Consider the following 24270-nt stretch of genomic DNA (forward strand, 5'->3'; position numbering starts at 1 on the left):
CTTCACAATGATGCTGCTCCAAGGGACTTAAATGATCATCCGCAAAGCAGCAGCTATTTTTCTGAGCATGCTGAGCCTGTTGCAAGCAGCGAACGCAACAGAATGTTCGCTCAGCCATGCGACCTATCGCGAGCCGCGTTCGGGAGCGACGATACAGTTCCGGCCAACCAACAACGAGCCGGCTGCGCTGACGACAGAGGTCTTTTCGCTGATCGTGCCCAACACCGACATCCATCTGCCGTCGGACATCACCTGGACCAATGGCAAGTACTCGTTTCCTGTGGGCACGATCCGGCACACCTGCACTGACGACGATCGCGAGGCGGGTCTCGAGGACGGCACCGGGCTGTGCAGAGTGTGGGATGGGCAGGTCTATGCGTTCAACGCAGGTGGTGCCGAGCAGTTGAGCTCCCGCGAAGCCTCGCCGGCACCGGCAGGGTTGCTGTTGCCTGACTTTGGCGCGATTTTTACCGAATGGCCCGATTTCGCCAAAGCCAATCCCGACGGTTCAGCCTGGGACGCCTTTAGCTTGACGGGTTGCAGCGATGAATAGCAAGAGACTGCCGGCCTGCATCTTCACCCTGCCGGTCCTTGTGGCCATAGCCACCGGGGCTCGTGCCGACCAAAGCAAGCCGTCGCGTCCGCCTGTCGACAAATGCGCTTGGGAACGGCTGGCGGACAAGGATGTCGGGCTGGCTGCCTGGGTGCAGCGCTGCGATTTCGGTTTTCGCCGGATTCATTTCGAGCTTGGCGGCAATGCGCTTGCCATCAAATATAGCGACGGCGGGCCGGCCGATCCCGTCGTCGAAGTCTTCGATATGCTGCCGGGCGAAGCGGCCGTCGCTGCGTTGCAGCGCATTTTTACGCAGAAGACCGAGAAAGCCATCAGCACACGTTGCGTGCTCATGCCTTTAACCGAAGGGGTCACGCCCACGGGCACCCTGCGGTATGTCTTCAGTCCCGATGCCGTTTATCTCAGCGAATTGAAGGCCGCCGCCAACCCTGACGAGGTCGGCGAACCGCCTTGCGGCGAATGGGGCGAAGCCCCGGACGGCATTCAGTATTTCGAGGTGCAATCACCCGAACTGCGAAAGCTTCTATTCGTTCGCGTCGGCCAGGATGAGCCTTTGTTTGACGAGCAGACACTGCAAGTCCTGCCGCCCGGATAGCGCCGCGAGATATCAGCCGTAATGCCAACTTGGCTTTGGCTGAGTGCCGGTGAACATCACGCCGATGCGATCCTCGCGGCGCCAGCGGACCACGGCCTCGTAGGCAATGCCGTCGGTCGGAACATAGAGCAGGAACTCATCGGGCACGCGCGCGTCGATCGAGACCTTCAATTCGGCGCCGCCGGCATGCATGTTGCGCAGCGTGCATGTGACCTCGGAATTGGTCATGCCGGTCAGGATCGTCGCGCCCTTCAAGACGCGCTGCCGGCGTTTGTCCCTCTGTTCGTCCTCGGCCATTGCACGCAATCCAGCCATCTTCGCGTCTCGGGCGTTCTGATCGGGAGGATTATTAGACCTGCCTGATAAAAATAGCGTTATCACCAGTGAGACTGGGCGATTTTCGCGATTCCTGGCTGGAAGAAAAAGGCGCCGCGAAGCACGGCGCCGAATGATGCTTGTTGTCGGCCTGCTTACCTATAGGGCGAGTAGCATTGCTGGCGCGGCCCGTAATAGGGCTGGAAGGTGTTGTCCCAGGCGCGGTACGACCGGTAGCGATTGTAACACCATTGGACATGTGCACTGGAAAGCCGCCCTGCGCGATAATAGCGGCGCGGTGGCGGCGCGTCGTAGTAGTTATAGCTGTTGTACAGGCTGCCAAGGCCGAACCCCAGGCCCAAGCCAAGAATCGCGGCGCCCGCACTATCATCATAGTAGCCGCCGCGGTAATGGCGGCGATGGTGGCGCCAGCGCCAGCTGTCGTCCCAGCCGCCATTGTCCCAGTGTCTCGAAAAATGACGGCCGCGGAAATTGTGGGACCGCCATCTCCAATCATTGTCTCCGTTCCATTGCCGAAAGCCGCGATTGCGCCAACGCCAGATCTGCCTGTCGTTGCCGCCTGCCCAATCTTCACGAATTTGCACGATGTCGGCGGCATTGCCCGCCACCGGCAGCAGGGGTTTGGGCATCGGCCCGGCAAGCGAGGGGGCCGAGAGGCCGGCTATCAGACCGAGGGACATCAGCCCGGATCTGACGGAAGATAAAAAGAGCGGTTTCATCGCACTCTCCGAAGGTTCAGGCCCCACGCCCAGAATACCCCGGGGAAGGGCCTATTGATGGAACTTTCCATCTGAACGGAAGATGAACAAAAAGGTTCCGTCAACCATGGCGAGCGCGCGATCAATCAGAGCCGCTTAGTTTCTGCGCCCTTGTTTTCGGGCGCGCTTGCGGGCAAAGGTCAAAGCCATGTCGCTGCGCCTTGCCACCTTCAACGTCGAAAACCTGATGAACAGGTTTGATTATTCTGGATACCGCAATCAGCTCAACGAAGATCGCACGCTGGCGCTTTTCGACATCCAGAGCGAGGCCGAATACAAGATGCTCGAGCAGGCGCGGGCCATCGCGCAGTCTGACGACACGCGCCAGTTGACGGCGCTGGCGATCGCGGCCACCCGCGCCGACATTATCTGCATGCAGGAGGTCGACAACATCGAGGCGCTGAGGGCCTTCGAATATGGCTATCTATTCAAGATGGTGGGGCAAGGCTACCGGCAGAAATACACCACCGCCGGCAATGATTCGCGCGGCATCGACGTCGCCCTGATGATGCGCAACGAGACCGCGCAGGGCCAGCCGATCGAATTCGTGCGCATGACCAGCTACGCCTATGTCACGTTCGAGCAATTCGGACTGCACACGGCGGAATTGGCAGCGCTTGGTCACCAGGCCAATGAACGCATCTTCCGGCGCGACTGCCTGGAAGTCGATCTGACCGTCGCAGGCGCGCCATTGACGCTCTATCTCGTGCATTTCAAGTCGATGGGCTCGCCCCGTAACGGCCTCGACGGCCGCGAGGCGACAATGCCGCTGCGCATCGCCGAGGCGCAAGCGGTGCGCCGGATCATCGAGGAGCGTTTCGGCAAGGACCATGCCGCCGACAAGCGCTGGGCAATCTGCGGCGACATGAACGACTACCGGCAGCGCGTGAAGATTACCGGCGATGTCGTCGACGGCTATCGCTTCGAGGTCATCGACGAGACCCGATCCTGCATCGACGTGCTCACTGCCGGCGGTTTTTGCGAAAACGCGGTCGAGCGGCGGCCGGAAATGGACCGCTGGACTTTCTATCACACACGCGGACCGGAAGAGCGGCATCTCTGCCAGCTCGACTACATCCTTCTGTCGAGGGCGCTAGCCAGGCAGAACGCCACCGCCGTTCCCGATATAATCCGCAACGGCCAGCCCTGGCGGACTATTTTTCCGGCAGGTCAGGAGGTCGAGCGCTTTCCACGCGCCGGATGGGACCGGCCGAAGGCATCCGACCATTGCCCGGTAGCAATTGCCCTCGACATGGCGTGAGACAGGCGTGAGTTTCGACCTGCCGCGCAACGTCATCCTGCCGGTCGATGCCATCGACGTCAGGCTCGATCCCGGCCCGCATCCGTTCGAGCGCGATAATGCCGAGGCGATCGCGGTGAACTGGCGGCGTGAGACCGCAGCCAGGCCGTCGCTTTTCGACGGCACTGTGGTGCTGCTTTCCGCACTCAGCTATCGCGACAATCGCCTCGTTGGCCGCTGCCATGCGGTGCGTTATTCGACCTTCATGCTTTGGCGCGGCAATCGACAGGTGGCCGGCGCCGAGCACGCCTATGCCCATGCCATGCTGGTCGCCGGCGACAATGCGCTGGTGGCGATCCGCATGGCGCCGCATACCGTCAATGCCGGGCGCATCTACTTCGCCGCCGGTTCCTTCGAGCCAACCGATTTCCGCGACGGCCTTGTCGACGTCGACTTCAACATGATCCGCGAGGTACGGGAGGAGACCGGCCTCGACCTATCAGGCGCGACACGCGGCAAGCGCCATTACGCCCTGTCGACGCCAAGCGGCACGGTGATCTTTCGCCGCTACCGCGAGACGGCCTCCGCCGACGACCTGGCACAGCGGATCAGCGCTTTCGTCGCGGCCGAGTTAGAGCCTGAAATCGAAGGCCCCGTGATCATCCGCAATGCAGCCGACCTGCCGGACGGGTTAATGCCGCATATGAGACCGCTGATCGAATGGCACTTTGCGGGCAAGGATTCCGACTCTAACGTCGCAACCTGCCTTCAATAGCCTTGCGGTCGCTACGGGCAGCGACAAAATACAACAGCACGCCGAGACCCAGGAGCGCCCCCATCGCCGTTCCCATCGTCTGCCCAATTACCTGCTGGAAGTCGGCGGTGACGCGATCGGGATTATCCATTCCATAACGGATCAAATTCCACCAAAGCCCTGCCAAGGCGGCTTCGACGATCACCATCGCCAGAGCCAGTCGCCCTTTCTTGCTCATCCATTGTTCCCCCTTAGTCCCCAACAGCATTGTTATCATTGCAGATTGTGCTGCGACAAGGGCAGATTGCATAAAAAATTGGCAGCGTCTGGAGCGATACTTGCTGCAACGCCTACTCATGTCTCAGCGCGTCGATGGGGTTGAGCCGCGCGCCGCGCAGCGCCGGGAAGAAGCCGAACACCATGCCGATCAGCGCGGAGAAGCCGACCGCAAGCAGGATGACCGCCGGGCTTGGCGCAAACGGGATCGTCAGCGTCACCGAGGCGAGGCCGGCCAGCGCCAGGCCGATCAGGATGCCGATGAGGCCGCCAAGCAGCGACAGCACGGTTGCCTCGACCAGGAACTGGATGAGGATATGCTTTTCATGGGCGCCGATAGCGAGCCTGATGCCGATCTCGCGCGTGCGTTCGGTTACCGACACCAGCATGATGTTCATAATGCCGATGCCGCCGACGAGCAGGCTGACGCCGGCGACGGCACCGAGCATGCCAGTCATGGTGGTGGTCGCGCTGGCCATAGCATCGGCGATTTGGGTCATGTCGCGGATCGAGAAATCATCGTCACGGTCGGGCGTGATGCGGCGCGTGTCGCGCAAGATGTCCTCGACGCGCGTCTGCAGCACCGTGGTTGGCGTGCGGTCGTCGGCGGCGACATAGATCGAGTCGATGTCGCGATTGCCGGCAATGCGACGCTGATAGGCGGCGAGCGGCATCAGCACGACATTGTCCTGGTCCTGGCCGAAACCGGTATAGCCCTTCGGTTCGAGCAAGCCGATGATCTTGCAGGAAGTGCGATTGACGCGGATGATCTCGCCTTCGGGATCGCCGGCACCGAAGAACTGCTGGCGCACCGTCTCGCCGATGAGGCAGACGCCGGTGCCCGAGCGGGTTTCCGAATCGCTGAACGGGCGGCCGGAAACCAGCTTCCAGTCGCGGGCGTCGAGATAGGCGCTGTCGGTGCCGGTGACGCCCGAAGTCAGGCTTTCGGTGCCGAAAATGACGCGCACCTGCTTTTGCGACGCCGGTGAGATGGCGCGCGAGCCGTCCAGATGCGCGGCAAGCGCTGCGAGGTCCTTGTCGCCCAGCGGTCGGACGACCTGATCGAGCCCTCCAGGTCCGCCAGGCCCGGCAGGGCGGCCGGAACGGATGACGAGCAGATTGCTGCCGAGCTTGGAAATATCGGACTTGACCTTTTCGGTGGTGCCCGAGCCGATGGTCAGCATGGCGATGACGGCGGCAGCGCCGATGACGATGCCGAGCAACGTCAGGAACGAGCGCAGCACGTTGCGGCGGATGGAGCGGAGCGAGAGGCGGACGGTTTCCCAGATCATGGCTAGGCCATCTCGAGGCTGGCTGTGTCCGAGGCGACATGGCCATCGAGGAAACGGATCGTGCGCTGCGCATAGCCGGCAACATCGGCTTCGTGCGTGACCATGGCGATGGTCAGGCCGAGTTCGGTATTCAACTGCGTCAGGAGTTCCATGATCTCGTGCGTGCGGGCGGTGTCGAGATTGCCGGTCGGTTCGTCGGCGACGAGAAGCGTCGGCCTGGTGACGATGGCGCGGGCGATCGCCACGCGCTGCTGCTGGCCGCCGGACAGCTCGGCCGGCGTATGATGCTCGCGGCCGACAAGGCCGATCTCGGCAAGTGCCTGCATGGCAAGGCCGCGACGCTCGCGGGCACCAACGCCGCGATAGATCAGCGGCAGTTCGACATTCTCGGCCGCCGTGGTGCGCGGCAAGAGATTATAGCCCTGGAAGACGAAGCCGACATAGAGGTTGCGCAGCAGAGCGCGGCGGTTGCGGTCGAGACGGCCGGCGTCGATGCCTTCGAAGCTGTAGGTCCCGGCCGTCGGCGTGTCGAGGCAGCCAATGATGTTCATGGCCGTCGATTTGCCCGAACCGGACGGGCCCATGATGGCGACGAATTCGCCGCGTCTGATGGCAAGGTCGACGCCGGCCAGCGCATGCACCCGGGCTTCGCCCTGGCCATAGCTTTTCCAGACCTTGTCGAAGCCGATGAGGGGCGCGCCCGATGCCACGATCAGCTCCGCTGCTGCGAGGCGGTAATGACTTGCGCGCCTTCCTCCAGGCCGGAGACGATCTCGGTCAGTTCGCCGTCTGTCGAGCCGACGCTGACGTTGACCGGATGCGGCCGTCCATTCTCCAGCACGTAGAGCGTGCGCGAGCCGTCGGTGGGCTTCGTCGCCGCCTGGCGCTGGCGGTTGCCTCCGGGGCGTCCCATGCGGCCGGTGAACACGTCGGTGAGGCTCCAGCCGCGCTCCGCCGTCTGCGCCGGCCGGTAGCGGAAGGCGATCGACGGCACGGTGAGCACATTCCTGGCCTGCTTGGTGACGACCGAGACGGTGGCAGTCATGCCGGGCCGTAACAGAAGCTCGCTGTTGTCGACATCCAGCCTTGCATCGTAAGTGACGACGCCGTCGGTAGTGACCGAGGCATAGGAAATGTCGCGGATTTCGGCGTCGAATGGCCGTTCCGGGAAGGCATCGACGGTGAAGCGCGCATGCTGGCCGGGTTTGACGGCGCCGATATCGGCCTCGTCGACCGCAGCTTTCAGTTCCATGTTCTTCAGATCGGCGGCGATGACGAACAGCACCGGCGCCTGCAGCGACGAGGCGACCGTCTGGCCGGGATCGACCGAGCGCGTCAGTATGATGCCGTCGATCGGAGCGTAGATGGTGCTCTTGGCAAGATCCGTCTGCTGCGCCTTGAGATCGGCATTGGCCATGGCGAGGTTGGCTTTCGCGATATCGAGCGCTGCCTTCGAGCGCTCGCGCGTGGCGGTTGCCGCTTCGAGCGACTGGTCCGTCGCCATGCCGCGCTTGGTCAGTTGTGCCGCGCGCACCAGCACCTTTTCGTTTTCGGCCAGGGTCACGGTGGCGTCCTCGACACTCGCCGCCGCTGCCTTGGCGGAGGCCTGGGCACGCTCGATCTGCACCTCCAGCTTGGCGGTGTCGAGCGCGGCCAGCACATCGCCCTTCTTCACCAGCTGGTTCTCGTTGACCGCGACCGAGCGGACGACGCCGGAGAGTTCGCTGGAAATATCGACCTGGGTGAGGGGTTGCAGCGTGCCGGTGGCCGACACCGCGACGGTAAGATCGGCCATGGCGGCCAGTGTCGTGGTATACTCGATCTTGGCGGGCGAGCCCGCATACCACTGGTAGCCGACGACACTCGCGGCGACTGCGAGTAGCGCAAGCAGCGCGTAAAACCAACCGCGACGGCGTTTTGTCTTCAGGCCCTGATGGTCGAGCCCGAGCGCCGTCTCGATGGCGGAAGCGGATTCCGTCTTTGGCAGATTGACAACCTGGTCCACGCCGGACCCCTATGTTCAGCGATATCCCAACAGTGCACAAATCAGGCCTTATGGTTCAAAATTCAAATTAAATTTCGCTCATGTTGGGAATGAGGCAGAGGACTTACTGAGATGCAGCCGCGGAATTACTTGCTTTACGACGTATTCACCACCAACCGGCTGGCCGGCAATCCGCTGGCCGTGGTGCTCGACTGCGACGGGCTGGACGTCGCGGCGATGCAGGCGGTGGCGCGCGAGTTCAACCTGTCCGAAACCGTCTTCGTGCTGCCGCCGGACAACCCGAAGCACCGCGCCCGCATCCGTATCTTCACGCCCGACTATGAAATGCCGTTCGCCGGCCACCCAACCGTCGGCTCGGCGATAGCGCTCGCCGAATTGGCGGGAGAGGCCGCCGGCATCTTCGTGCTGGAGGAGAATATCGGCCCGGTGCGCTGCGCTGTCAGCAAGCACGATGGTTCGACCTTCGCCGAGTTCGACCTGGCGAAACTGCCGGAGCAACTGGAATTGTCGGCCGATCCCGAGGCGATCGGCGCCGCACTTGGCCTCGGACCGCATGAGATCGGGTTCGAGAACCACCGCGTTTCGTTCTGGTCCGCGGGCGTGCCCTACGTGGCCATCCCCGTCGCCAATCTGGAGGCGGCCGCCCGGATCAGGCTGGACAACCAGGCGTGGTCGGAGCTCGCACCACGCAAGAGCGATTGGGCCTTCGCCAGCCCCTATGTCTATTGCCGCGAGACGGTGCATCACGACAGCGCCTTCCATGTCCGCATGATGGTGCCCGGCAATCCGTCCTACGAAGACCCGGCGACCGGTTCGGCGGCGGCCGCCTTCGCCGGCGCGATCATGCATTTCGACGGCCCGACCGACGGCGTTTCACAATTGTGGATCGAGCAGGGGCTGGAGATGGGCCGGCCTTCGCGCATTCGCCTCGAACTGAATGTCGAAGGTGGCAAACTGACAGCCGCCCGCATCGGCGGCCATGCGGTCAAGGTGGCTGAAGGTAAGTTGTTAATCTGACCACTTGGAGCCTGTTCCATCCCGATGGAATCGGGATGGGCTCTAAGTTTTTGCATGATCATGATCTTTTCCGAAAACCGGATTCCGCTTTTCGGGATCATGCTCCGAGCGATTTGTCGGGAAATGAATCCGGCAGGGCTGGACATGGCGGATATCGGCGGCTATATGCCCGCCAACGCCGGTTTTGCCGGCCGAGTGGGTGCGTAGCTCAGTTGGTAGAGCAGCTGACTCTTAATCAGCGGGTCCACAGTTCAATCCTGTGCGCACCCACCAAAAATCTCCAGGATTTGGTGGAAAGACCTTAGCGAGCCGCGGCGCGAGACAGCGTTTTGCCCGTTGCACATGTCGGCAAGCGGCTAGTCGACTCGCCCGACTACTGGATAGTGGGCCTCAGATAGGTCAGGATTGCTCGCGTTATGGCCAAGACGCCGTCAACGGCATCGAAGCTTGTCTTGCTTTTGCCGGCGATCCATTCGAGTTCCGGATGCCTGGGCAGTCGAAGTGCATGGAATAGCGCCTCGCCCGAGAGACCGCCCAGTCCAAAGGATGTAGGCTCATCGTCTGCGTAGTAAGGAAAGAATCCAGCCGGATCGGCCCACCATATCCAAGCTTTAGTTTCATCACGACTAGAACCTCGTGGCCAAAAGCATCTTCTATCGTGCCCCTAAAGCTGAGGTCACGAAGAAAATAATCGTGTGACGATCTATCCAGCCCCATGGAACTCCACAGTCTCCACGTGTGTGCTTTTAACTCCTTGTAATTCGTAAATTTTCTCATCTCGGGGGTGAGGCGCGTGGGCAGATCAGCGTAGCCGGTCTCTTCTCTCCACTCCTCAGCCGCGTTGCGAAAATCCTCAAAAATCCGGACGGTTTCTGGATCCGCGGGTTCCTTGGAAAAGTAGGAAATCCGCTTTTGAGAAATCATCTCGCATAGGTCCTCGACCGAATGGCCTGATCGTTCAGCCCAATCCTCCGTGGCCAACATCCATGGTGGACTGTATGTGAGCCCGGCAAAGGCCCCAGCCTTCCGATCGAAATCGCGGACAATTCGCGCATAGACTTCGCGAATGCCCTGCTTCGGGTCACGAAAAGGATATGGCGGTTCATTCATCGCAGCCGTCTGGTCCTTACTTCTCCGAAACCCCAGCCTCGGCAAAACTTGCCATGCGGGCATGGCACTCCAATGCCGAGCGGACCATGTTGACCGCCAGGCAGGCGCCGGAGCCTTCGCCGAGACGCATGCCGAGATCGAGCAGGGGCGGCAGGCCGAGCGCCTCCAACAGGCGGCGATGGCCCGATTCGGCCGAGACATGGGCTGCCAGTGTGTGCGCGAGGCCGGCCGGATGCAATCTCGCCAATGGTGCCGCGGCGGCGGTGCAGACGAAGCCGTCGAGCAGCACCGGCACGCCGAGATGGCGCGCCGCCAGTGTTGCGCCCAAGATCGCCGCAAGCTCGCGCCCGCCGAGGGCTGCCGCTATCTTCAGGGGGTCGGCCAGCGCCGGGGCGTGGCGCTTCAGGCCGGCCTCGATGGCGACGATCTTGCGCACGAGGCCGGCATCGTCGACGCCGGTGCCGCGCCCTGTCCATGGTTCCGCGCCGCCGCCGAACAGCGCGGTCGAGATGGCTGCCGCCGGCGTGGTGTTGCCGATACCCATTTCGCCGAAGCAGACAAGGTCGAGATCCCTGCTGATCGCGTCGTAGCCGGCCGAGACGGCGGCGAGGAAGGCCTCGTCGTCCATCGACACTTCTTGCGTGAAATCGCCGGTCGGACGGTCGAGGTCGAGCGGGATGACGTCGAGTTCGGCGCCGGCGATGCGGGCAAGCTGGTTGATGGCGGCGCCGCCGCCGGCGAAATTCGCGACCATCTGCACGGTGACCTCCGAGGGGAAGGCCGACACGCCTTGCGCGGTGACGCCGTGGTTGCCGGCAAAGACGAAGACCTTGACGCGGTCGAGCTTTGGCATGTCGCGGCCCTGCCAGCGCGCCAGCCAGGCGGCTATTGTCTCCAGCCGGCCGAGACTGCCTTGCGGCTTGGTCAGCGTGTCCTGGCGGCGGGCGACGGCATTGGCGGCGGCATCGCTGCCACTGGGCAGGTCGAGGCAGGCGGCGCGCAGTTCATCGAACGATTTGAAAGGCATGGGGACGAAATCTCCGAAACAGAGTCAGGAAAGGGAAACAGAAGCGACAAGCAGGATTGCGATCTCGCCCAGCTGCTGCAGGGCGCCGACGGTGTCGCCGGTCTGGCCGCCGATCTGGTTGAGGCACAGCGCGCGGAATGCGGTAAATAAAAGCGCAAGCAGGATGAGGGCGAAAACGGCGGCGCCGAACCCAAGCGCTAGCAGCGCGGCCGCACCGAGCACAGCACCGGCTATAGCGGTTTCGGCCGTGACTGTGCCTGCATCAACCGAGAGGCCGTCGGCGCGGGCCGGTGGCAGCAGGTGCATGAAGGCGCCGAGCAGGCCGCGCGAAGCCGCTTGCGCGGCAATGAGGGCCCAAAGGACATGAGCCGGGCCGGCGAATCCAGAGAGCACGCTCCAGCGGATCAGCAGCGAGATGCCGAGCGCGCAGGCGCCGTAGGGACCGATGCGGCTGTCGCGCATGATCTCCAATTTCCTGTCGCGCGTCTTGCCGCCGCCAAAGCCGTCCGTGAGGTCCGAAAGCCCGTCTTCATGCAGGCAGCCGGTGGCAAGCAAGATTGCGGCAAGGGTCAATGCCGCAGCAGGACCCTCGGCAAGGCCGAGCCTCGTCCCGACGGCGTACACCAGCGCACCGGCCAGAGCGACGGCGAGACCGGCGACCGGTGCCGCCCAGATCGCAGCGGCAAAGCTGCGGCCACGGAAGTCGGCCCTCGGCAGCGGCAGCCGGGTGAAGAAGACGAGGCAAAGCGCGATGTCTTCGAGAATTTGCTGTTGCGACGCCTTCATGCGCCCCTCGCAATGGCATGGAAGAAGGTGCCGCTGACATTTTCGCGCCAGTAGCCAGAGGCGCCGAGCGGATTGCCTTGTCCGTCGGCGAGGTCGGCCAGCGGCTCGTCATTGCCGGTCGCAATCATCTGCGCGTAGTGGAATTCGTGGCCGCGGATCAGCGTGCCTTGGCTGCCGAGCGGACACCCGGAACGCAGCCGCGCCTCGCGGTAGCCGAGATTCATCTTGCGCTTGGCGAAGCTGGTCGAATGACCGAGCAGGCCGAGCATCCGGTGGGTCTCGCCCGACGCGTCCTCGAGCGCCTCGCCGAGGACCATGAAGCCGCCGCACTCGCCATGCACCGGACGCGTGGCGGCGAACCTCGCCATGCCGGCCCTGAAATTCGCCGCGGCCGCGAGGCGGCCGGCATGAAGCTCGGGATAGCCGCCGGGCAGCCAACAGACATCGCTATCGTCGCCAGGCGCCTCATCGGCGAGCGGCGAGAACGGAACGATCTCGGCGCCGGCCTTGCGCCAATGCATGGCCACATGCGGATAGAGGAAGGTGAAGGCGGCGTCCTCGGCCAATGCTATGCGCTGGCCGGGCGGCGGCAGCGCGTCGTCGAAATTGCCCGGCGCGGGCGTGAATGGCGCCGCCAGCGCCATGATGGCGTCGAGGTCGAGCGAGCGCTCGACCATGTCGGCCAGCCGGTCGAGATGCGCCATCAGATTCTCATATTCGCCGGCCTGGACGAGGCCGAGATGGCGCTCGGGCAGGTTGAGCGAGGGATCGCGCAGGATGGCGCCGACGACAGGCAGGCCGAGTGCCTCGATGGCATCGCCACAAAGCCGGCGGTGGCGCTCGCTGCCCAGCCGGTTGAGCACGATCCCCGCCATGCGTACATCCGAATCGTAGGTGGCAAAACCTTTGGCGACGGCCGCTGCCGTGGTCGACTGGCCGGAAACGTCGAGCACCAACAGCACCGGCAGGCCGTAGAGCCGGGCAAGGTCGGCAGCCGAGCCGGAACGGCCTGGAGCAGCCGGAATGCCGTCGAACAGGCCCATGGCGCTTTCGAGGAAGATAAAATCGGCATCTTCGGTCGCTTCGCCGGCCAGCGCGTTGAGCAGGGCGGGCGGCATTGCCCAGCTGTCGAGATTGATGCCGGACAAACCGGTGGCGGCGGTGTGAAAGCCGGGATCGATATAGTCCGGGCCGGATTTGGCACCGCGCACTTTCAGCCCGCGCCGGGCGAGCGCGCGCAAAATGCCGATGATGACGCTGGTCTTGCCCGAGCCCGAGCGTGGCGCGCCGATGATGATGGCGCGCGTCATGGCTCACCCGCCAGTGCCGCGCGCATCCCGACGATGCCGCCGACGACGATCAGCGCCGGCGAGGTCAGACCGGCTGCCGCCGTTTCTTCGGCAATCGTAGCGAGCGTGGCGACGACGATGCGCTCCTGCGGCGTCGTTGCGGCAACGATAACCGCGGCGGGCGTCGAAGGCGCCAGCCCGCCCTCAAGCAGCGAGGCGGCGATCAGCGGCAGATTGGCCATGCCCATGTAGATGACCACCGGCTGGCCGGTGCGGGCGATTGCCGCCCAGTCGAGATCGTCATCGGTGCCGGCGGCATGACCGGTTGCCAGGATCAGCGCCTTGTTGATGCCGCGCATGGTGCCGGGAATACCGGTCGCGGCCAGCGCGCTGAGGCCGGACGTCAGGCCGGGCAGGATGCGGAACGGGATAGTTTCCCCGGCCAGCGCCAGCGCCTCTTCGCCGCCACGCCCGAATATATAGGGGTCGCCGCCCTTCAGCCTGACGACGCGCCGGCCCTCGCGCGCCAGCCGGACCAGCAAAGCGGTGATGTCGTCCTGCTTCATCGAGGGCTTGCCGCCGCGCTTGCCGGCATAGAACAGTTGCGCGCCCTCGGCGACGGCGACGACTTCCGGCGAGACCAGCGCGTCATAAACCAGCGCGTCGCACTGTCCGAGGGCGGCCAGCACTTCCAGCGTCAGGCAGCCAGGATCGCCGGGGCCTGCACCGGCCAGCCAGACATGCCCGGGCTCCAGCTGGCGCGGCTTGAAGTTGAGCCGGGTGAGCGCCTGCTCGACCGTAGTGTTTCTGTTGCTGCCGCTCACAATCCGTCCCGTCCGCGAAAGCGCCGCTGGTAGTGCGCGTCGTACAGTGAACTTTCGCCAAAGCCCTCCGCTGCCAGCGAGCGGCCGACGAAGATGATTGCCGTGCGCTCCATCGGATCGGCGGCCAGTTGCGCTTCAATTGTCGCCAGCGTGCCGGTCAGCACGCGTTCGTCCGGCCAGGAGGCGCGGAAGACGACCGCAACCGGGCAGTCGGCGCCGTAATGCGGCGTCAGCTCGGCGACGACGCGATCGACGGCATGGATGGCGAGGTGGATGGCGAGCGTGGCGCCGGTGCGGCCGAAGCCGGCCAGCGTTTCGCCGGGCGGCATTTTCGAGGCGCGGCCGGAGATGCGTGTCAGCACCAGGCTTTGCGCGACTTCCGGAATGGTCAGCTCGCGGCGCAGGGCGGCGGCCGCGGCGGCGAAAGACGGCACGCCCGGCGTCAGCGTGTAAGGGATGCCGTGCTTTTCCAACCGGCGGATCTGCTCGGCAACGGCGCTCCAGACCGAAAGATCGCCGGAATGCAGGCGGGCGACATCGTGGCCGGCCGCGTGGGCGGCCAGATATTCGGCCTCGATCTCGTCGAGCGACATCGGCGCCGTATCGATCAACCGCGTTCCGGGCGCGCAGTGCTGCAACAGCTCCGGCGCGACGATCGATCCGGCATAGAGGCAGACAGGACAACTGCTGAGCAGGCGGCTGCCGCGCAAGGTGATCAGGTCGGCAGCACCTGGACCGGCGCCGATGAAATGGACGGTCATGCCGCATCTCCGCTGATGGCGATGGCGCAGGTGACTGCACCGAGCACGGTGCGCGGCCCGAGCAGTTTTGCGCCTTTGCCGGCGGCGGCAAGCGCCGAGGCTTCGGAAACCGACGGCGTGCCGGCATGCTCCTGCGATAGGTCGGAGTGGCTAGTCGTAGACGCAGCTTTGAGTTCGGCCTGCTCGACAACGATTACCGGAAGGCGGAGTTCGCGTCCGGCGGCGAAGATTGCCGCTTCATCCTGCTTGAGAGACGCGGTCGCGAGGGCCGAAAGCGCGGGCAGGGCAAGCCCGTGCGCTTCCAGGGCGGTTTCTACCGCAGCAAGCACGTCGCGCGCGCTGACGCCTTTGCGGCTGCCGATACCCGCGACCATCATGGCCTGACCCAGCTCCATTGGGTGACCGGCATAGCTGGCCGCCACGCCTGCATCGAACCGACCGGCGAAGCACGGGATACCGCGATGCGGGTGAGCTCGCCGCCGAACGCAGTCTGACGGGAAAGCAGCAGCGCCTCCATCTCCAGCGTCACCGCGTTGGCGACGAGGCGGCCGCCGACAGGCAAGGCATCGAGGGCTCTTTCCAGCACTCCGGCATCGCTGCCGCCCCCGCCGATGAAGATCGCGGCCGGCGTTTCCAGTCCGGCAAGAGCTTGCGGCGCCGAACCTTCGACGACGGCGAGACCGGGAACGCCGCAGGCCGCGGCGTTGCGTTGGATGCGCGCGGCGCGGGCCGGATCGGCCTCAACGGCGATCGCGCGCATGGAACGATGGGCCAGCATCCATTCGATACCGATGGAGCCCGATCCGGCACCGATGTCCCACAGCAGTTCGCCGCGTCTTGGCGCGAGAGCGGACAGGGTGACCGCGCGCACTTCGCGCTTGGTGATCTGGCCGTCATGCTCGAACAAATGATCGGCAAGTCCCGCTGTCAGCGGCAGGATGCGTGCTTGCGAAGTCGATTCAACTTCGATCGCGAGCACGTTGAGGGGATTGATCTTTGCGAGGTCGAAGGTGCCGGCGCTCGCCGAGCGCAGCCGTTCGTTCGGGCCGCCGAGCGCCTCCAGAACGGTCAGCCGCGAAGCGCCGAAGCCGAGCTCGGTCATAAGACGGGCAATCGCTGTTGGCGCATCGCTGTCCGAGGTCAGCGCGAGAATGCGGGTGCAAGGATGCAGCAACGGCCGGATCAGGTCGAGCGAGCGACCATGCAGCGAAATGGTCTCGACGTCCTGCAGCGCCCAGCCCAGGCGTGAGGCGGCCAGTGAGAAGGCCGAGGGTGCGGGGATCACCCGCATATCCTCCGCCGCGACCTTGCGGGCGAGGGTGACGCCGACACCGTGGTAGAAGGGATCGCCAGAGGGCAGCACGCAGACGCGCCTGCCGGAGAGCGCCAGCACGTCGCGCATCTCGGCATCGAAAGGGGTCGGCCAGACGCGGGCTTCGCCTTTGGCGAGCGACGCGACGAGGGCAAGGTGGCGCTTGCCGCCGAAAACGAATTCGGCCTCCGCGATCAACCGCTTGGCCTCGTCGCCGAGACCCGCTACACCGTCCTCGCCGATGCCGATGATCGTGAGCCACTTGAAGGTGAGCTTGACGCCGCGCGGAGCTTCAGCAGGCATGATGACCCACCGCATTCTGATCCTCGGCGGAACCACCGAAGCCCGGCAACTGGCCGGAAAGCTGGCCGCGCGCGCGGATATTTCGGTCATGCTGTCGCTGGCCGGCCGCACCCAAAATCCGGTCGCGCAGGGGGTACCGGTGCGGGTCGGCGGCTTCGGCGGTGCCGGCGGGCTGGCGGCGTATCTCCGCCAGGACCCGATCGACCTGCTGATCGACGCCACGCATCCCTATGCGGCACAAATCTCCGCCAATGCCGCGGAAGCGGCGCGCATGACCGGCGTGCCTATCGTTGCGCTCAGGCGTCCGGGCTGGGATCCAGCCGAAGGTGACCACTGGATGTTGGTCGATAGTGTTGCCAGCGCGGTGACGGCTCTGGGATCGGTGCCGCGCCGCGTGTTCCTGGCGCTCGGGCGGCAGGAGGTCGCTGCCTTCGAGGCCGCTCCCCAGCATCATTATCTCATCCGCAGTGTCGACCCGGTCGAGCCCAGGCTCGCTGTGCCCGACGCGACCTATCTCTTGGCGCGCGGGCCGTTTCATGAGGTCGATGAGCGCGCGCTGCTCGAAAGCCGTGGCATCGATGTCGTTGTTTCCAAAAACAGCGGCGGCGAGGCGACCTACGGCAAGGTCGCGGCGGCGCGAGCGCTGGGAATCAAGGTGGTCATGATCCGCAGGCCGGCGTTGCCGGACGTTATGTCGGCCGAGACCATCGAATCTCTTGCCGCGATGGTCGATCATTTTCTGGTCGGTCATGTTGTTGGGCCCGCTGCCGAACGCGGCGTGTAAACCAGGGCAGCCTTGTCACCCCGCTTGATGATCCTGGTTTCCGGCGAGCCGATGATGATGCAGGTTGCCATGTCGGCCTTCGCGGCATCGGCGTCGGCCAATAGAAAAACCTCGATGCGCTCGTCGGGACGGCCGGCGGCGCGGCCGAAGATCACCGGTGTGGTGCCGGGCAGGATCGCAGCAAGGCATTCGAAGGCGCGGCCTAGCTGCCATGGGCGCGCCTTGCTGATCGGGTTATAGAGCGCGATGACGAAGCCGGCGCCGGCTGCCGCCAGCAGGCGCAGCTCGATCAAATCCCACGGCTTCAGATTGTCGGACAGCGAGATGGCGCAGAAATCATGGCCGAGCGGCGCGCCAATGCGGGCGGCGACGGCGAGCATGGCGGTGATGCCAGGCACGATGGCGATGTCGACCGCGCGCCATTCGGGCGGGCCCGCCTCTATCGCCTCGCAGACGGCTGCCGCCATGGCGAAGACGCCGGGATCGCCGCCCGATACGACGGCGACATCGTGGCCCTCCGCAGCCTTCATCAGCGCGTCCCTGGAGCGCGCGAGTTCCTCGCGATTGTCGGAAGCGACGCGAATCTGGTCCGCGCGCAGGTCGAGCCGGTCAAGATAAGGCTTATAGCCGTAGAAGAATTTCGCCTCGGCAACGGCGCGGCTTGCTTCCGGCGTCACCTGGTCGGCGTTGCCTGGCCCCAGGCCGATGACGGTCAGGCGGCCGCTCACGCTTCGGCTCTCAATGCATTTGGCCGCCCCGACCAGCCGGCCACCAGCACGATGGCGAAATAGGGCGCCTGGTCGTCCTTTTTGTCGGCAAGCCGCATCGAGACACCGCCCGGCATGGTGCCGCGCTCGACATAGATTGCCCGCGCCAGCTTGTCGGTTGCCTCCAGCGCGCGCCTGATCTTGGGCAGGTTGCGGCCGACCTTCATGATCACCGCGGCATCGGTGTCGGCGAGGCGGCGCGTCAGCTCGAATTCGCTCATCGTGCCGGGCAGCACCGTCAGCACGTCGTCGCCCTGGACGATCGGCAGGCCGGTCGCCGACCAGCAGCCGGACATGGCGGTGACGCCGGGAATGACTTCGGTCGGAAAGCGGTGCGCCAGCCTGACATGCAGATGCATATAGGAGCCGTAGAAAAGCGGGTCGCCCTCCGAGAGCACCGCAACCATCCTGCCGGCGCTGAGGTGCTCGGCAACCTTTTCGGCCGACTGCTCGTAGAAATCCGTTATCTGCGACCGGTAATCGCTGTGGTCCTTGTCGATCTCGGTCGTCACTGGATAGAGCAGCGGCAGTTCGATCAGATCAGGGCGAAAATGCGCGCCGACAATGGCGCGCGCATTGCTGTTGTTGCCGCGCTTGGCGAAATGCGCAACGACTTCGGCCTGGGCCAGCGCGCGCACCGCCTTCAGGGTCAAAAGTTCCGGGTCGCCGGGACCGGTGCCGACGCCGACCAGCCGACCTTTTGCGATCGCATTCATAGGCCTGGCCTCGCCAACGCATTGAGGGCGGCGGCGGTCATGGCGCTGCCGCCCAGCCGGCCGCGCACGATGGCGTAAGGTACGCCATAGGAATTTTCGGCCAGCGCATCCTTCGATTCGGCGGCGCCGACAAACCCGACCGGCATGCCGATAATCGCCGCCGGCTTCGGCGCGCCATCGCGCAGCTTTTCCAGCAGATAGAAAAGGGCTGTCGGCGCATTGCCGATGGCGACGACCGAACCGGCCATACGCTCGCCCCACAGGTCGATCGCCGCGGCCGAGCGGGTGTTGCCGATCTTTTTCGCGATGTCGGCAGTCCGCGGATCGCGCAGCGTACAGATTACCTCGTTGCCGGCCGGAAGCCGGGCGCGCGTGACGCCATGCGAGACCATCTGCGCGTCGCAGAAGATCGGCGCGCCGGCCCCCAACGCCGTGCGCGCGGCGGCGACGAAATCGCTCGAGAAAACGAAGTGCCGCGCAGCCTCGACCTGGCCGCAGGCGTGGATCATGCGGATAGCGACGTCGGCCTCGGCATCGGAAAAGCGGGTCAGGTCGGCCTCGGCGCGGATAATGGCGAAGGAGCGCACGTAGATCGCCGTGCCATCATGGATGTAGTCGTAGGCGTTCTGGGCGGGCATGCTCATTCCTGTCGGTAGATTTCGGTGATGCCGGCCGCGCCGAGCCTTGCCAGGCAAGCGGCAGCAGTTTCGCCGGGATGTCGTGCGCTGCGGATCGCCGCTGCAATGCGGCCAATGCCGTGCGCAGCGTCGTAGCCCGGCCTGTATCCGGCGGGCAATGCCTTTGCCGTCCCGTCCACGACAAGTCCGGCTCCGTTTTCGCCGCCGACCAGGGTCAGCGCCGCCGGGCCGGGACGGGCGCAGCCCTTGGCGCAGCCGGAGATGTGCAGCGTCAGCGAGGAATCGAGGATGTCGCGGTTTTCTGTAGCGATGATCTCGGCGATGTCGCGGGTGGCGATCCAGCCGGAGGCGCAGGCGGGTGCGCCGGGGCAGGCGGCGATCCTGGTGCGCGGATCGGCTGCGTCGGTGACGAAGCCGACGGTTGCGGCGGTTTTCTGGAATGAAAGACATGCGGCTTGGGAGAGGCCGAGAAAAAGCAGCGCGCGACCCGGCGCCAGGCGGATTTCGGCGGCGCCGAGGGTGAGGGCCTCTTGCGTCAGGTCGATGAGCTTTTGCGCTGGCGTGCTGCCGAAGGGGAGGCCGATGCCGAGGGCGGTTCCGGTGGTGGCTAGGTTAAAAACTCCGATTGGCTGGCGATCCGTCGCGCGCCCCTCTGTCCTGCCGGACATCTCCCCCTCAAGGGGGGAGATTGCGCTCTGATCTCTATTTTCGGCAATCTCCGACGCTGCGGAGGAAGAGCCAACGACGAAACCGCCGATCTCCCCCCTTGAGGGGGAGATGTCCGGCAGGACAGAGGGGGGTAAAACGCGCCAGCTGGCCAGAGATCTCAGCTGTCTCTCCGTCAAATCCCGTGCATGAGCATCGCGGCCCTTTTCGGCAATCATCCTGAGAATGGCGACGGCGATGTCACGGGCCGCATCTTCCTCGGCCATAGCGAGTAGCATCGCAGTCTGACCGTCGCCGGCGACAGCCACCTGCCACTGCGTTCGCGCACCGGTCCGCATCGCAGCCAGCCTGACATCGGCCGTAACCGCATCCATGGGCAGCCGTCCGCCACCATCAATAATCACCGAAACCTTCGGGCCAAGGCGCGGCGGAAGGCCTGCTTCCTCGATCGCCGCCCGAATCCGCTCCGCCATCGGGCGCGGGTCGGCTATCTCCTCCGGGTCGAGCCCGGCCAGTGGCCCGGTCTCTACCGGCACGCCGGTGCGCACCGCAATACCCAGCGCATCGACCTCCATCGCCAGCAGCCGGGCGCTTTCGGGCGTCAGGCCGCGTATCTGCAAGCTGCCGCGAGCGGTCACTTCCATGATGCCGTTGCCATGGCGCAAGGCGGATTCGCAGAGTCCGATCAACGACTTCGGCAACAGTCCTCCAGCGACCGGATTGAGCCGCACCAGCAGCCCGTCGCCGGTTTGCATCGGTGCCGATAAAGCGGGGCAGGCGCCGCGTCGGGAGAAAGCGTTCATGCCGCCACTCCCAGAGCTTGCGCTTCGGCAATCAGTGCGGCGAGATCGTCATCGATCGAATTGCGCAGCGGATGCCAGAGACCGCGCCGCCGGGCCGAGAGAAAACGCTCGGCGATGACTTTTGCGGCTGAAGGGTTTTCGCGCAGAATGAAGGCGCGGACCACGGGGTCGCCGAGATAGGCGTCGTGCACGGCCTCGATCAGCGTGCCAGATATGGCATGGGTAGTCTCGGCGAAGCCGACAAGCCGATCAACTGTCTCGGCGAATTCCGAAGCACCGCGCGGCCCGTGGCGCATCTGGCCGGCAATGAAGCGGGGATTGACGGCGCGCGCCCGCACGACCCGGGATACGGCCTCGCCAACCGAGCGCGGCTTCGGCTTTTGCGGGTCCGTGGTGTCGAGCACGATCACGTCGGCGTTTTTGCCGAGCGCGGCAAGCGCTGCCGAAAAGCCGCCGATAAAGGCGACGTCGGCCGAGCCTTCGAGGATGTCGCGGCCGGGGTCGTCGCCGGTATGAACCAGAAGGTCGGCCTCAGCGATGCGGCCCTCAAAAGCGCCGGGCGCCGAAATGCCTTCGCCCTCGGAGCCGCCATAGGCGTGCGAGGTGGCGGCGAGATAGGCGCGGCCGATCTCTTCGCGCACGGCCCAGTCGCCGCTCGACAACAAATCCTCGACACCGGCGCCGTAGGTCCCGGGTGAGGTGCCGAAAATGCGCGGACTGATCTTCCCGTCTGCACGCGTCCTGGCCGCAAGCGGGTTTTCCGAATCGTCCTCGTCGCGGGCGGCGACCGCGTTGGCCGCGGCATCGATCAGCGCGATCTGGGTCGGGAACATGTCGCGGAACAGGCCTGATACGCGCCAGGTGACGTCGACGCGCGGGCGGCCGAGCGTTGCCGGCGGCAGCACCTCGATGCCGGTGATGCGGCTGGTGGCGGAATCCCATTGCGGCCGGCAGCCCATCAGCGCCAGGCCTTGCGCGATCTCCTCGCCGCCGGTGCGCAGCGAGGCCGAGCCCCAGAGGTCGATGACCAGCGAGCGCGGCCAGTCGCCATGCGATTGCATGTAGCTGCGGACGACTTCTTCCGCTGCCACCTTGCCCAGATCATAGGATGTCGGCGTCGGCATGGTGCGTGGGTCGGCGGTGAACAGATTGCGGCCGGTTGGCAGCACATCGCGCCGACCCCGTGCCGGCGCACCGGCTGGACCGGCAGCGACATGCCGGCCGTCGAGGGCGGCAAGCAGTGCGGTTTTTTCAGCTGCCGCGCTTTGCCGCCGTAGCGGATCAGCCTCGCCCTCAGGCGAGCGGCCATAAATATGCAGGCCGTCCTTGATGGCGAAATCCTTGAGATCGCAGAGCCAGGCGTCGATGCGGCGCAAGGCCTCGTCGGCTGCGTCGGTCCTGGCGACGCCGGCCTCTGAGGCGAGGCCGGTCTTTTCCGCCGTCTCGACGATCAGCTTTGCCAGGCGGTCGCGGCGGCGGCGGTCGAGCCCGTCGGCCTGGGCATATTCGTCGACCAGTCGTTCAAGCCTGTGCTGGTTTTCGTCAAGCCCGGCGCCGGTCAGCGGCGGCGGCAGATGGCCAAGCGTGACGGCGGCAATGCGCCGCTTGGCCTGCGCTGCCTCGCCGGGGTTGGAGACGATGAACGGATAAATGACGGGCAGGGCGCCGGTGACAATTTCGGGAAAGCAGTTTTCGCTGAGCGCGACGGTCTTGCCGGGCAGCCATTCCAGCGTGCCGTGGGCGCCGACATGGACAATTGCATGGATGCCGAGCGACTTGCGCAGCCAGAGGCCAAAGGCGACCAGCGCATGGCGCGGCGGCAGCATCGGGTCATGGTAGTCGGCGCGGCGGTTGACTGCGCGCCCGCGATCGGGGGCGAGTGCCACGGTGATGTTGCCGAAGGTGGCTGCGCGGAAGGGGAATTTTGCGGCGGCAGGCGCTTGAACACCCCCCTCTGTCCTGCCGGACATCTCCCCCTCAAGGGGGGAGATTGCGCTGTTGTCTCTGCTTTCGCCAATTACCGAGGGCGTTAAGGGAGAGCCGGCGGCGAAACCGCCGATCTCCCCCCTTGAGGGGTAGATGTCCGGCAGGACAGAGGGGGGTGCCTCGCACAAACTTGTCTCATCTGCCGCATTCCCCCATGCGGCCGTCACGGCAGCTATCGCTTCAGCAGGCAATTCCGCCGAGTACTCGAGATGGTCCTCAAACCCCAACCCTTCACCTCCACGCTCCAGCACCTCCAGCAACTTACGCGGCGTTTGCGGAATCCCTTCAACGGCGTAGCCTTGTTCGCTGAGGTCATGCAGCATCGCCAGCACACTGGACGGCACGTCGAGGCCAACGGCATAGCCGGTGCGGCCCGGAGCGCTCGGATAGTCGGGGATCAGGATGGCGAGCTTGCGCTCCGCACGCGGCGTCCGCTGCAGGCGCACGAAGGCCTCGACACGGTTCGCGACCTGCGCGACGCGGTCGGGCTCAGGCCGGTTGGCGAAGGCGCGGAAGGCCAATGCGGGATCGGTTTCGCTTTCGCCCTTGAAGGAAATGGCGCCGGCCAGGATGCGGCCGTCGAGCTCGGGCAGGACGATATGCATGGCAAGGTCGGCGGGCGCCAGGCCGCGCTGATTGGTTTGCCAGATGTCGCGGCGGGTGGTCGCAACGATGACCTGGAACACCGGCACGCCGGCGCGGTCGAACAGGGTTTCGACGCCGGGCTCGGCACCCGAGGCGAAAGCTGTGGCAGTGATGATGGCGGCAGGCTTCAGGGTTGCAAGCGCGGTTTCGACAAAGGCGAGCGACGCCGGGTCCTTGAGGCTGGAGACGAAGATAGGGACCGGCGCTATGCCGCGCGCGCTCAGCGCTTCGAAAAGCGCATCGATGGGCGCCACGTCGGCGGCGAGCAGCATCGAGCGGTAGAACAGGATTGGCACGACGTCTCCCTCCCCCTCGAGGGGAGGGTGGCCCGAAGGGCCGGGTGGGGTCGTCGCGGCAGTGCTCGACGTTTTTTTCTGTCGGCGCGCTTCAGAGAGGACCCCACCCCCGGCCTGCGGCCGGACCCTCCCCTCAAGGGGGAGGGGGACGACACCGCGTCCCGGCTCGTAAAATCCCGCCTTTGGCACGCTGACCGGTTCCGCGACCGCCACACCCGATCCGGCGAGACTTGCCAGCCTCTGCATCAGCGCCGTCATATTTGCCGGCCCGCCCTCGCGGAAATAGCCAAGCAGGCCGTCCAACTCCTCGCGCGGCAGCGTTGAGCCTTCGATCAGTCGCAAATCCTCGTCGTGGCTCTCGCCGGGCAGCAGCGCCAGTTTTATGCCGCGTGCCCGGGCAGTCGAGGCAAGCTGGTCGCAGCCATAGCGCCACCAGTCGTAGCCGCCGAGGATGCGGACCAGAATGACCTTGGCGTGGCGGGCAACGCTGTCGATCCAGAGATCGACGGACATCGGATGGCGCAGGTCGCGCAAGGCGGCGAGCCGCATCGACGGCAGGCGGGCCGCATCCGCGTTCCACGCCGCCGCCAGCCCGGCCAGGTCGCTGTCGGTGAAGGACAGGGCCACGACATCCGCAGGCGTTTGCCTGAGATCGACAGGCTCGGCGAGATCATCGAGCGAGGCGGATGTGGTGGTGAGGATGTGCATCG

26 protein-coding genes and 1 tRNA gene are annotated in these 24270 nt (G+C 65.1%); 8 read left to right on the forward strand and 19 right to left on the reverse strand.

Features of this window, described 5'->3' with window-relative positions:
• Positions 1-31 precede the first annotated feature (31 nt).
• Both RQ479_RS02625 and RQ479_RS02630 read left to right on the forward strand, forming a co-directional pair.
• Positions 32-553, forward strand: a complete 522-nt coding sequence (locus RQ479_RS02625; protein WP_376704006.1) for a hypothetical protein — start codon at positions 32-34, stop codon at positions 551-553.
• The gene (locus tag RQ479_RS02630; protein ID WP_376704007.1) at positions 546-1169 is read left to right on the forward strand and encodes a hypothetical protein; all 624 of its coding nucleotides are present in this window, start codon (positions 546-548) and stop codon (positions 1167-1169) included. The genes RQ479_RS02625 and RQ479_RS02630 overlap by 8 nt, the downstream gene beginning before the upstream one ends.
• 12 nt (positions 1170-1181) lie before the next feature.
• Here RQ479_RS02630 and RQ479_RS02635 read toward each other — a convergent pair whose 3' ends face one another.
• Positions 1182-1466: a PilZ domain-containing protein gene (locus tag RQ479_RS02635; protein WP_292659122.1), complete on the reverse strand. Its 285-nt coding sequence runs from the start codon at positions 1464-1466 to the stop codon at positions 1182-1184.
• Positions 1467-1639: 173 nt separating this feature from the next.
• Entirely contained in the window at positions 1640-2224 is a 585-nt protein-coding gene (locus tag RQ479_RS02640; protein WP_376704008.1) for a BA14K family protein, read from the reverse strand.
• A 187-nt stretch (positions 2225-2411) separates the two neighbouring features.
• Between RQ479_RS02640 and RQ479_RS02645 the strand changes: the two genes are divergently transcribed.
• Both RQ479_RS02645 and RQ479_RS02650 read left to right on the forward strand, forming a co-directional pair.
• Entirely contained in the window at positions 2412-3524 is a 1113-nt protein-coding gene (locus RQ479_RS02645; protein ID WP_352466895.1) for an endonuclease/exonuclease/phosphatase family protein, read from the forward strand.
• A gap of 7 nt (positions 3525-3531) precedes the next feature.
• A complete protein-coding gene (locus tag RQ479_RS02650) occupies positions 3532-4278 on the forward strand; it encodes a hypothetical protein (protein WP_376704009.1) in 747 nt (248 codons plus the stop codon).
• Here RQ479_RS02650 and RQ479_RS02655 read toward each other — a convergent pair.
• The 4 genes from RQ479_RS02655 to RQ479_RS02670 all read right to left on the reverse strand — a co-directional run bounded on the left by RQ479_RS02655 (position 4253) and on the right by RQ479_RS02670 (position 7830).
• Positions 4253-4495, reverse strand: a complete 243-nt coding sequence (locus tag RQ479_RS02655; RefSeq protein ID WP_292659109.1) for a hypothetical protein — start codon at positions 4493-4495, stop codon at positions 4253-4255. The genes RQ479_RS02650 and RQ479_RS02655 overlap by 26 nt on opposite strands.
• A gap of 112 nt (positions 4496-4607) precedes the next feature.
• Positions 4608-5825, reverse strand: a complete 1218-nt coding sequence (locus RQ479_RS02660) for an ABC transporter permease (RefSeq protein WP_376704010.1) — start codon at positions 5823-5825, stop codon at positions 4608-4610.
• 2 nt (positions 5826-5827) lie between these two features.
• Positions 5828-6535: an ABC transporter ATP-binding protein gene (locus tag RQ479_RS02665; protein ID WP_376704011.1), complete on the reverse strand. Its 708-nt coding sequence runs from the start codon at positions 6533-6535 to the stop codon at positions 5828-5830.
• Positions 6536-6537: 2 nt separating this feature from the next.
• Positions 6538-7830 (reverse strand): efflux RND transporter periplasmic adaptor subunit, encoded by a 1293-nt coding sequence (locus tag RQ479_RS02670; protein ID WP_376704012.1) that lies wholly within the window; start codon positions 7828-7830, stop codon positions 6538-6540.
• Between the two features lie 111 nt (positions 7831-7941).
• On the opposite strand from RQ479_RS02670, the gene RQ479_RS02675 reads away from it, so the two are divergent.
• The 3 genes from RQ479_RS02675 to RQ479_RS02685 all read left to right on the forward strand — a co-directional run bounded on the left by RQ479_RS02675 (position 7942) and on the right by RQ479_RS02685 (position 9120).
• Positions 7942-8847: a PhzF family phenazine biosynthesis protein gene (locus RQ479_RS02675; RefSeq protein WP_376704013.1), complete on the forward strand. Its 906-nt coding sequence runs from the start codon at positions 7942-7944 to the stop codon at positions 8845-8847.
• 54 nt (positions 8848-8901) lie between these two features.
• Positions 8902-9054 carry a hypothetical protein gene (locus RQ479_RS02680; RefSeq protein ID WP_376704014.1) on the forward strand — a complete coding sequence of 51 codons (153 nt, stop codon included), beginning with the start codon at positions 8902-8904 and terminating at the stop codon, positions 9052-9054.
• Positions 9045-9120 (forward strand) — tRNA-Lys (locus tag RQ479_RS02685). Before RQ479_RS02680 ends, RQ479_RS02685 begins: the two co-directional genes overlap by 10 nt.
• A gap of 141 nt (positions 9121-9261) precedes the next feature.
• Here the strand turns inward: RQ479_RS02685 and RQ479_RS02690 are convergent.
• From RQ479_RS02690 to cbiE, 8 genes are read right to left on the reverse strand one after another with little or no spacing between them, the layout of a single operon-like run.
• Entirely contained in the window at positions 9262-9957 is a 696-nt protein-coding gene (locus RQ479_RS02690) for a hypothetical protein (protein WP_376704015.1), read from the reverse strand.
• A gap of 16 nt (positions 9958-9973) precedes the next feature.
• Positions 9974-10984 carry a nicotinate-nucleotide--dimethylbenzimidazole phosphoribosyltransferase gene (gene cobT / locus RQ479_RS02695; RefSeq protein WP_376704016.1) on the reverse strand — a complete coding sequence of 337 codons (1011 nt, stop codon included), beginning with the start codon at positions 10982-10984 and terminating at the stop codon, positions 9974-9976.
• A 24-nt stretch (positions 10985-11008) separates the two neighbouring features.
• Complete coding sequence (locus RQ479_RS02700) at positions 11009-11770, reverse strand: adenosylcobinamide-GDP ribazoletransferase (protein ID WP_376704017.1); 762 nt, start codon at positions 11768-11770, stop codon at positions 11009-11011.
• Complete coding sequence (locus RQ479_RS02705) at positions 11767-13080, reverse strand: cobyrinate a,c-diamide synthase (RefSeq protein WP_376704018.1); 1314 nt, start codon at positions 13078-13080, stop codon at positions 11767-11769. Before RQ479_RS02705 ends, RQ479_RS02700 begins: the two co-directional genes overlap by 4 nt.
• Positions 13077-13883, reverse strand: a complete 807-nt coding sequence (gene cobA / locus RQ479_RS02710) for a uroporphyrinogen-III C-methyltransferase (RefSeq protein WP_376704019.1) — start codon at positions 13881-13883, stop codon at positions 13077-13079. Before cobA ends, RQ479_RS02705 begins: the two co-directional genes overlap by 4 nt.
• Positions 13880-14644 (reverse strand): precorrin-4 C(11)-methyltransferase, encoded by a 765-nt coding sequence (gene cobM / locus RQ479_RS02715; protein ID WP_352466883.1) that lies wholly within the window; start codon positions 14642-14644, stop codon positions 13880-13882. The genes cobA and cobM overlap by 4 nt, the downstream gene beginning before the upstream one ends.
• Positions 14641-15021 carry a cobalamin biosynthesis protein gene (locus tag RQ479_RS02720; RefSeq protein WP_292664838.1) on the reverse strand — a complete coding sequence of 127 codons (381 nt, stop codon included), beginning with the start codon at positions 15019-15021 and terminating at the stop codon, positions 14641-14643. Before RQ479_RS02720 ends, cobM begins: the two co-directional genes overlap by 4 nt.
• A complete protein-coding gene (gene cbiE, locus RQ479_RS02725; RefSeq protein ID WP_376704020.1) occupies positions 15018-16259 on the reverse strand; it encodes a precorrin-6y C5,15-methyltransferase (decarboxylating) subunit CbiE in 1242 nt (413 codons plus the stop codon). Before cbiE ends, RQ479_RS02720 begins: the two co-directional genes overlap by 4 nt.
• Before the next feature lies 1 nt (position 16260).
• Between cbiE and RQ479_RS02730 the strand changes: the two genes are divergently transcribed.
• Positions 16261-17043, forward strand: a complete 783-nt coding sequence (locus RQ479_RS02730; protein WP_352466880.1) for a cobalt-precorrin-6A reductase — start codon at positions 16261-16263, stop codon at positions 17041-17043.
• Here the strand turns inward: RQ479_RS02730 and RQ479_RS02735 are convergent.
• The 5 genes from RQ479_RS02735 to RQ479_RS02755 are packed head-to-tail and all read right to left on the reverse strand — an operon-like array spanning position 17007 to position 24268.
• A complete protein-coding gene (locus RQ479_RS02735) occupies positions 17007-17771 on the reverse strand; it encodes a precorrin-3B C(17)-methyltransferase (RefSeq protein ID WP_376704021.1) in 765 nt (254 codons plus the stop codon). The two genes, RQ479_RS02730 and RQ479_RS02735, sit on opposite strands and share 37 nt — an antisense overlap.
• Positions 17768-18526, reverse strand: coding sequence for a precorrin-2 C(20)-methyltransferase (locus RQ479_RS02740; protein WP_376704022.1), 759 nt, complete (start codon positions 18524-18526; stop codon positions 17768-17770). The genes RQ479_RS02735 and RQ479_RS02740 overlap by 4 nt, the downstream gene beginning before the upstream one ends.
• Positions 18523-19170: a precorrin-8X methylmutase gene (locus RQ479_RS02745; protein WP_376704023.1), complete on the reverse strand. Its 648-nt coding sequence runs from the start codon at positions 19168-19170 to the stop codon at positions 18523-18525. Before RQ479_RS02745 ends, RQ479_RS02740 begins: the two co-directional genes overlap by 4 nt.
• Positions 19167-20633: a precorrin-3B synthase gene (cobG, locus tag RQ479_RS02750; RefSeq protein ID WP_376704024.1), complete on the reverse strand. Its 1467-nt coding sequence runs from the start codon at positions 20631-20633 to the stop codon at positions 19167-19169. The genes RQ479_RS02745 and cobG overlap by 4 nt, the downstream gene beginning before the upstream one ends.
• A complete protein-coding gene (locus RQ479_RS02755; protein ID WP_376704025.1) occupies positions 20630-24268 on the reverse strand; it encodes a cobaltochelatase subunit CobN in 3639 nt (1212 codons plus the stop codon). Before RQ479_RS02755 ends, cobG begins: the two co-directional genes overlap by 4 nt.
• Positions 24269-24270: the final 2 nt, after the last annotated feature.

This window comes from Mesorhizobium sp. ISC25, from assembly GCF_042295465.1.
Classification (GTDB): domain Bacteria; phylum Pseudomonadota; class Alphaproteobacteria; order Rhizobiales; family Rhizobiaceae; genus Mesorhizobium.

What these genes read in the sequence shown, in the direction of transcription:
- RQ479_RS02625 (WP_376704006.1), top strand. Translation starts at nt 32, where the DNA reads ATGATCATCCGCAAAGCAGCAGCTATTTTTCTGAGCATGCTGAGCCTG.
- RQ479_RS02630 (WP_376704007.1), top strand. Translation starts at nt 546, where the DNA reads ATGAATAGCAAGAGACTGCCGGCCTGCATCTTCACCCTGCCGGTCCTT.
- RQ479_RS02635 (WP_292659122.1), bottom strand. Translation starts at nt 1,466, where the DNA reads ATGGCCGAGGACGAACAGAGGGACAAACGCCGGCAGCGCGTCTTGAAG.
- RQ479_RS02640 (WP_376704008.1), bottom strand. Translation starts at nt 2,224, where the DNA reads ATGAAACCGCTCTTTTTATCTTCCGTCAGATCCGGGCTGATGTCCCTC.
- RQ479_RS02645 (WP_352466895.1), top strand. Translation starts at nt 2,412, where the DNA reads ATGTCGCTGCGCCTTGCCACCTTCAACGTCGAAAACCTGATGAACAGG.
- RQ479_RS02655 (WP_292659109.1), bottom strand. Translation starts at nt 4,495, where the DNA reads ATGAGCAAGAAAGGGCGACTGGCTCTGGCGATGGTGATCGTCGAAGCC.
- RQ479_RS02660 (WP_376704010.1), bottom strand. Translation starts at nt 5,825, where the DNA reads ATGATCTGGGAAACCGTCCGCCTCTCGCTCCGCTCCATCCGCCGCAAC.
- RQ479_RS02675 (WP_376704013.1), top strand. Translation starts at nt 7,942, where the DNA reads ATGCAGCCGCGGAATTACTTGCTTTACGACGTATTCACCACCAACCGG.
- RQ479_RS02680 (WP_376704014.1), top strand. Translation starts at nt 8,902, where the DNA reads ATGATCATGATCTTTTCCGAAAACCGGATTCCGCTTTTCGGGATCATG.
- RQ479_RS02690 (WP_376704015.1), bottom strand. Translation starts at nt 9,957, where the DNA reads ATGAATGAACCGCCATATCCTTTTCGTGACCCGAAGCAGGGCATTCGC.
- cobT (WP_376704016.1), bottom strand. Translation starts at nt 10,984, where the DNA reads ATGCCTTTCAAATCGTTCGATGAACTGCGCGCCGCCTGCCTCGACCTG.
- RQ479_RS02700 (WP_376704017.1), bottom strand. Translation starts at nt 11,770, where the DNA reads ATGAAGGCGTCGCAACAGCAAATTCTCGAAGACATCGCGCTTTGCCTC.
- RQ479_RS02705 (WP_376704018.1), bottom strand. Translation starts at nt 13,080, where the DNA reads ATGACGCGCGCCATCATCATCGGCGCGCCACGCTCGGGCTCGGGCAAG.
- cobM (WP_352466883.1), bottom strand. Translation starts at nt 14,644, where the DNA reads ATGACCGTCCATTTCATCGGCGCCGGTCCAGGTGCTGCCGACCTGATC.
- RQ479_RS02720 (WP_292664838.1), bottom strand. Translation starts at nt 15,021, where the DNA reads ATGATGGTCGCGGGTATCGGCAGCCGCAAAGGCGTCAGCGCGCGCGAC.
- cbiE (WP_376704020.1), bottom strand. Translation starts at nt 16,259, where the DNA reads ATGCCTGCTGAAGCTCCGCGCGGCGTCAAGCTCACCTTCAAGTGGCTC.
- RQ479_RS02730 (WP_352466880.1), top strand. Translation starts at nt 16,261, where the DNA reads ATGACCCACCGCATTCTGATCCTCGGCGGAACCACCGAAGCCCGGCAA.
- RQ479_RS02740 (WP_376704022.1), bottom strand. Translation starts at nt 18,526, where the DNA reads ATGAATGCGATCGCAAAAGGTCGGCTGGTCGGCGTCGGCACCGGTCCC.
- RQ479_RS02745 (WP_376704023.1), bottom strand. Translation starts at nt 19,170, where the DNA reads ATGAGCATGCCCGCCCAGAACGCCTACGACTACATCCATGATGGCACG.
- cobG (WP_376704024.1), bottom strand. Translation starts at nt 20,633, where the DNA reads ATGAACGCTTTCTCCCGACGCGGCGCCTGCCCCGCTTTATCGGCACCG.
- RQ479_RS02755 (WP_376704025.1), bottom strand. Translation starts at nt 24,268, where the DNA reads ATGCACATCCTCACCACCACATCCGCCTCGCTCGATGATCTCGCCGAG.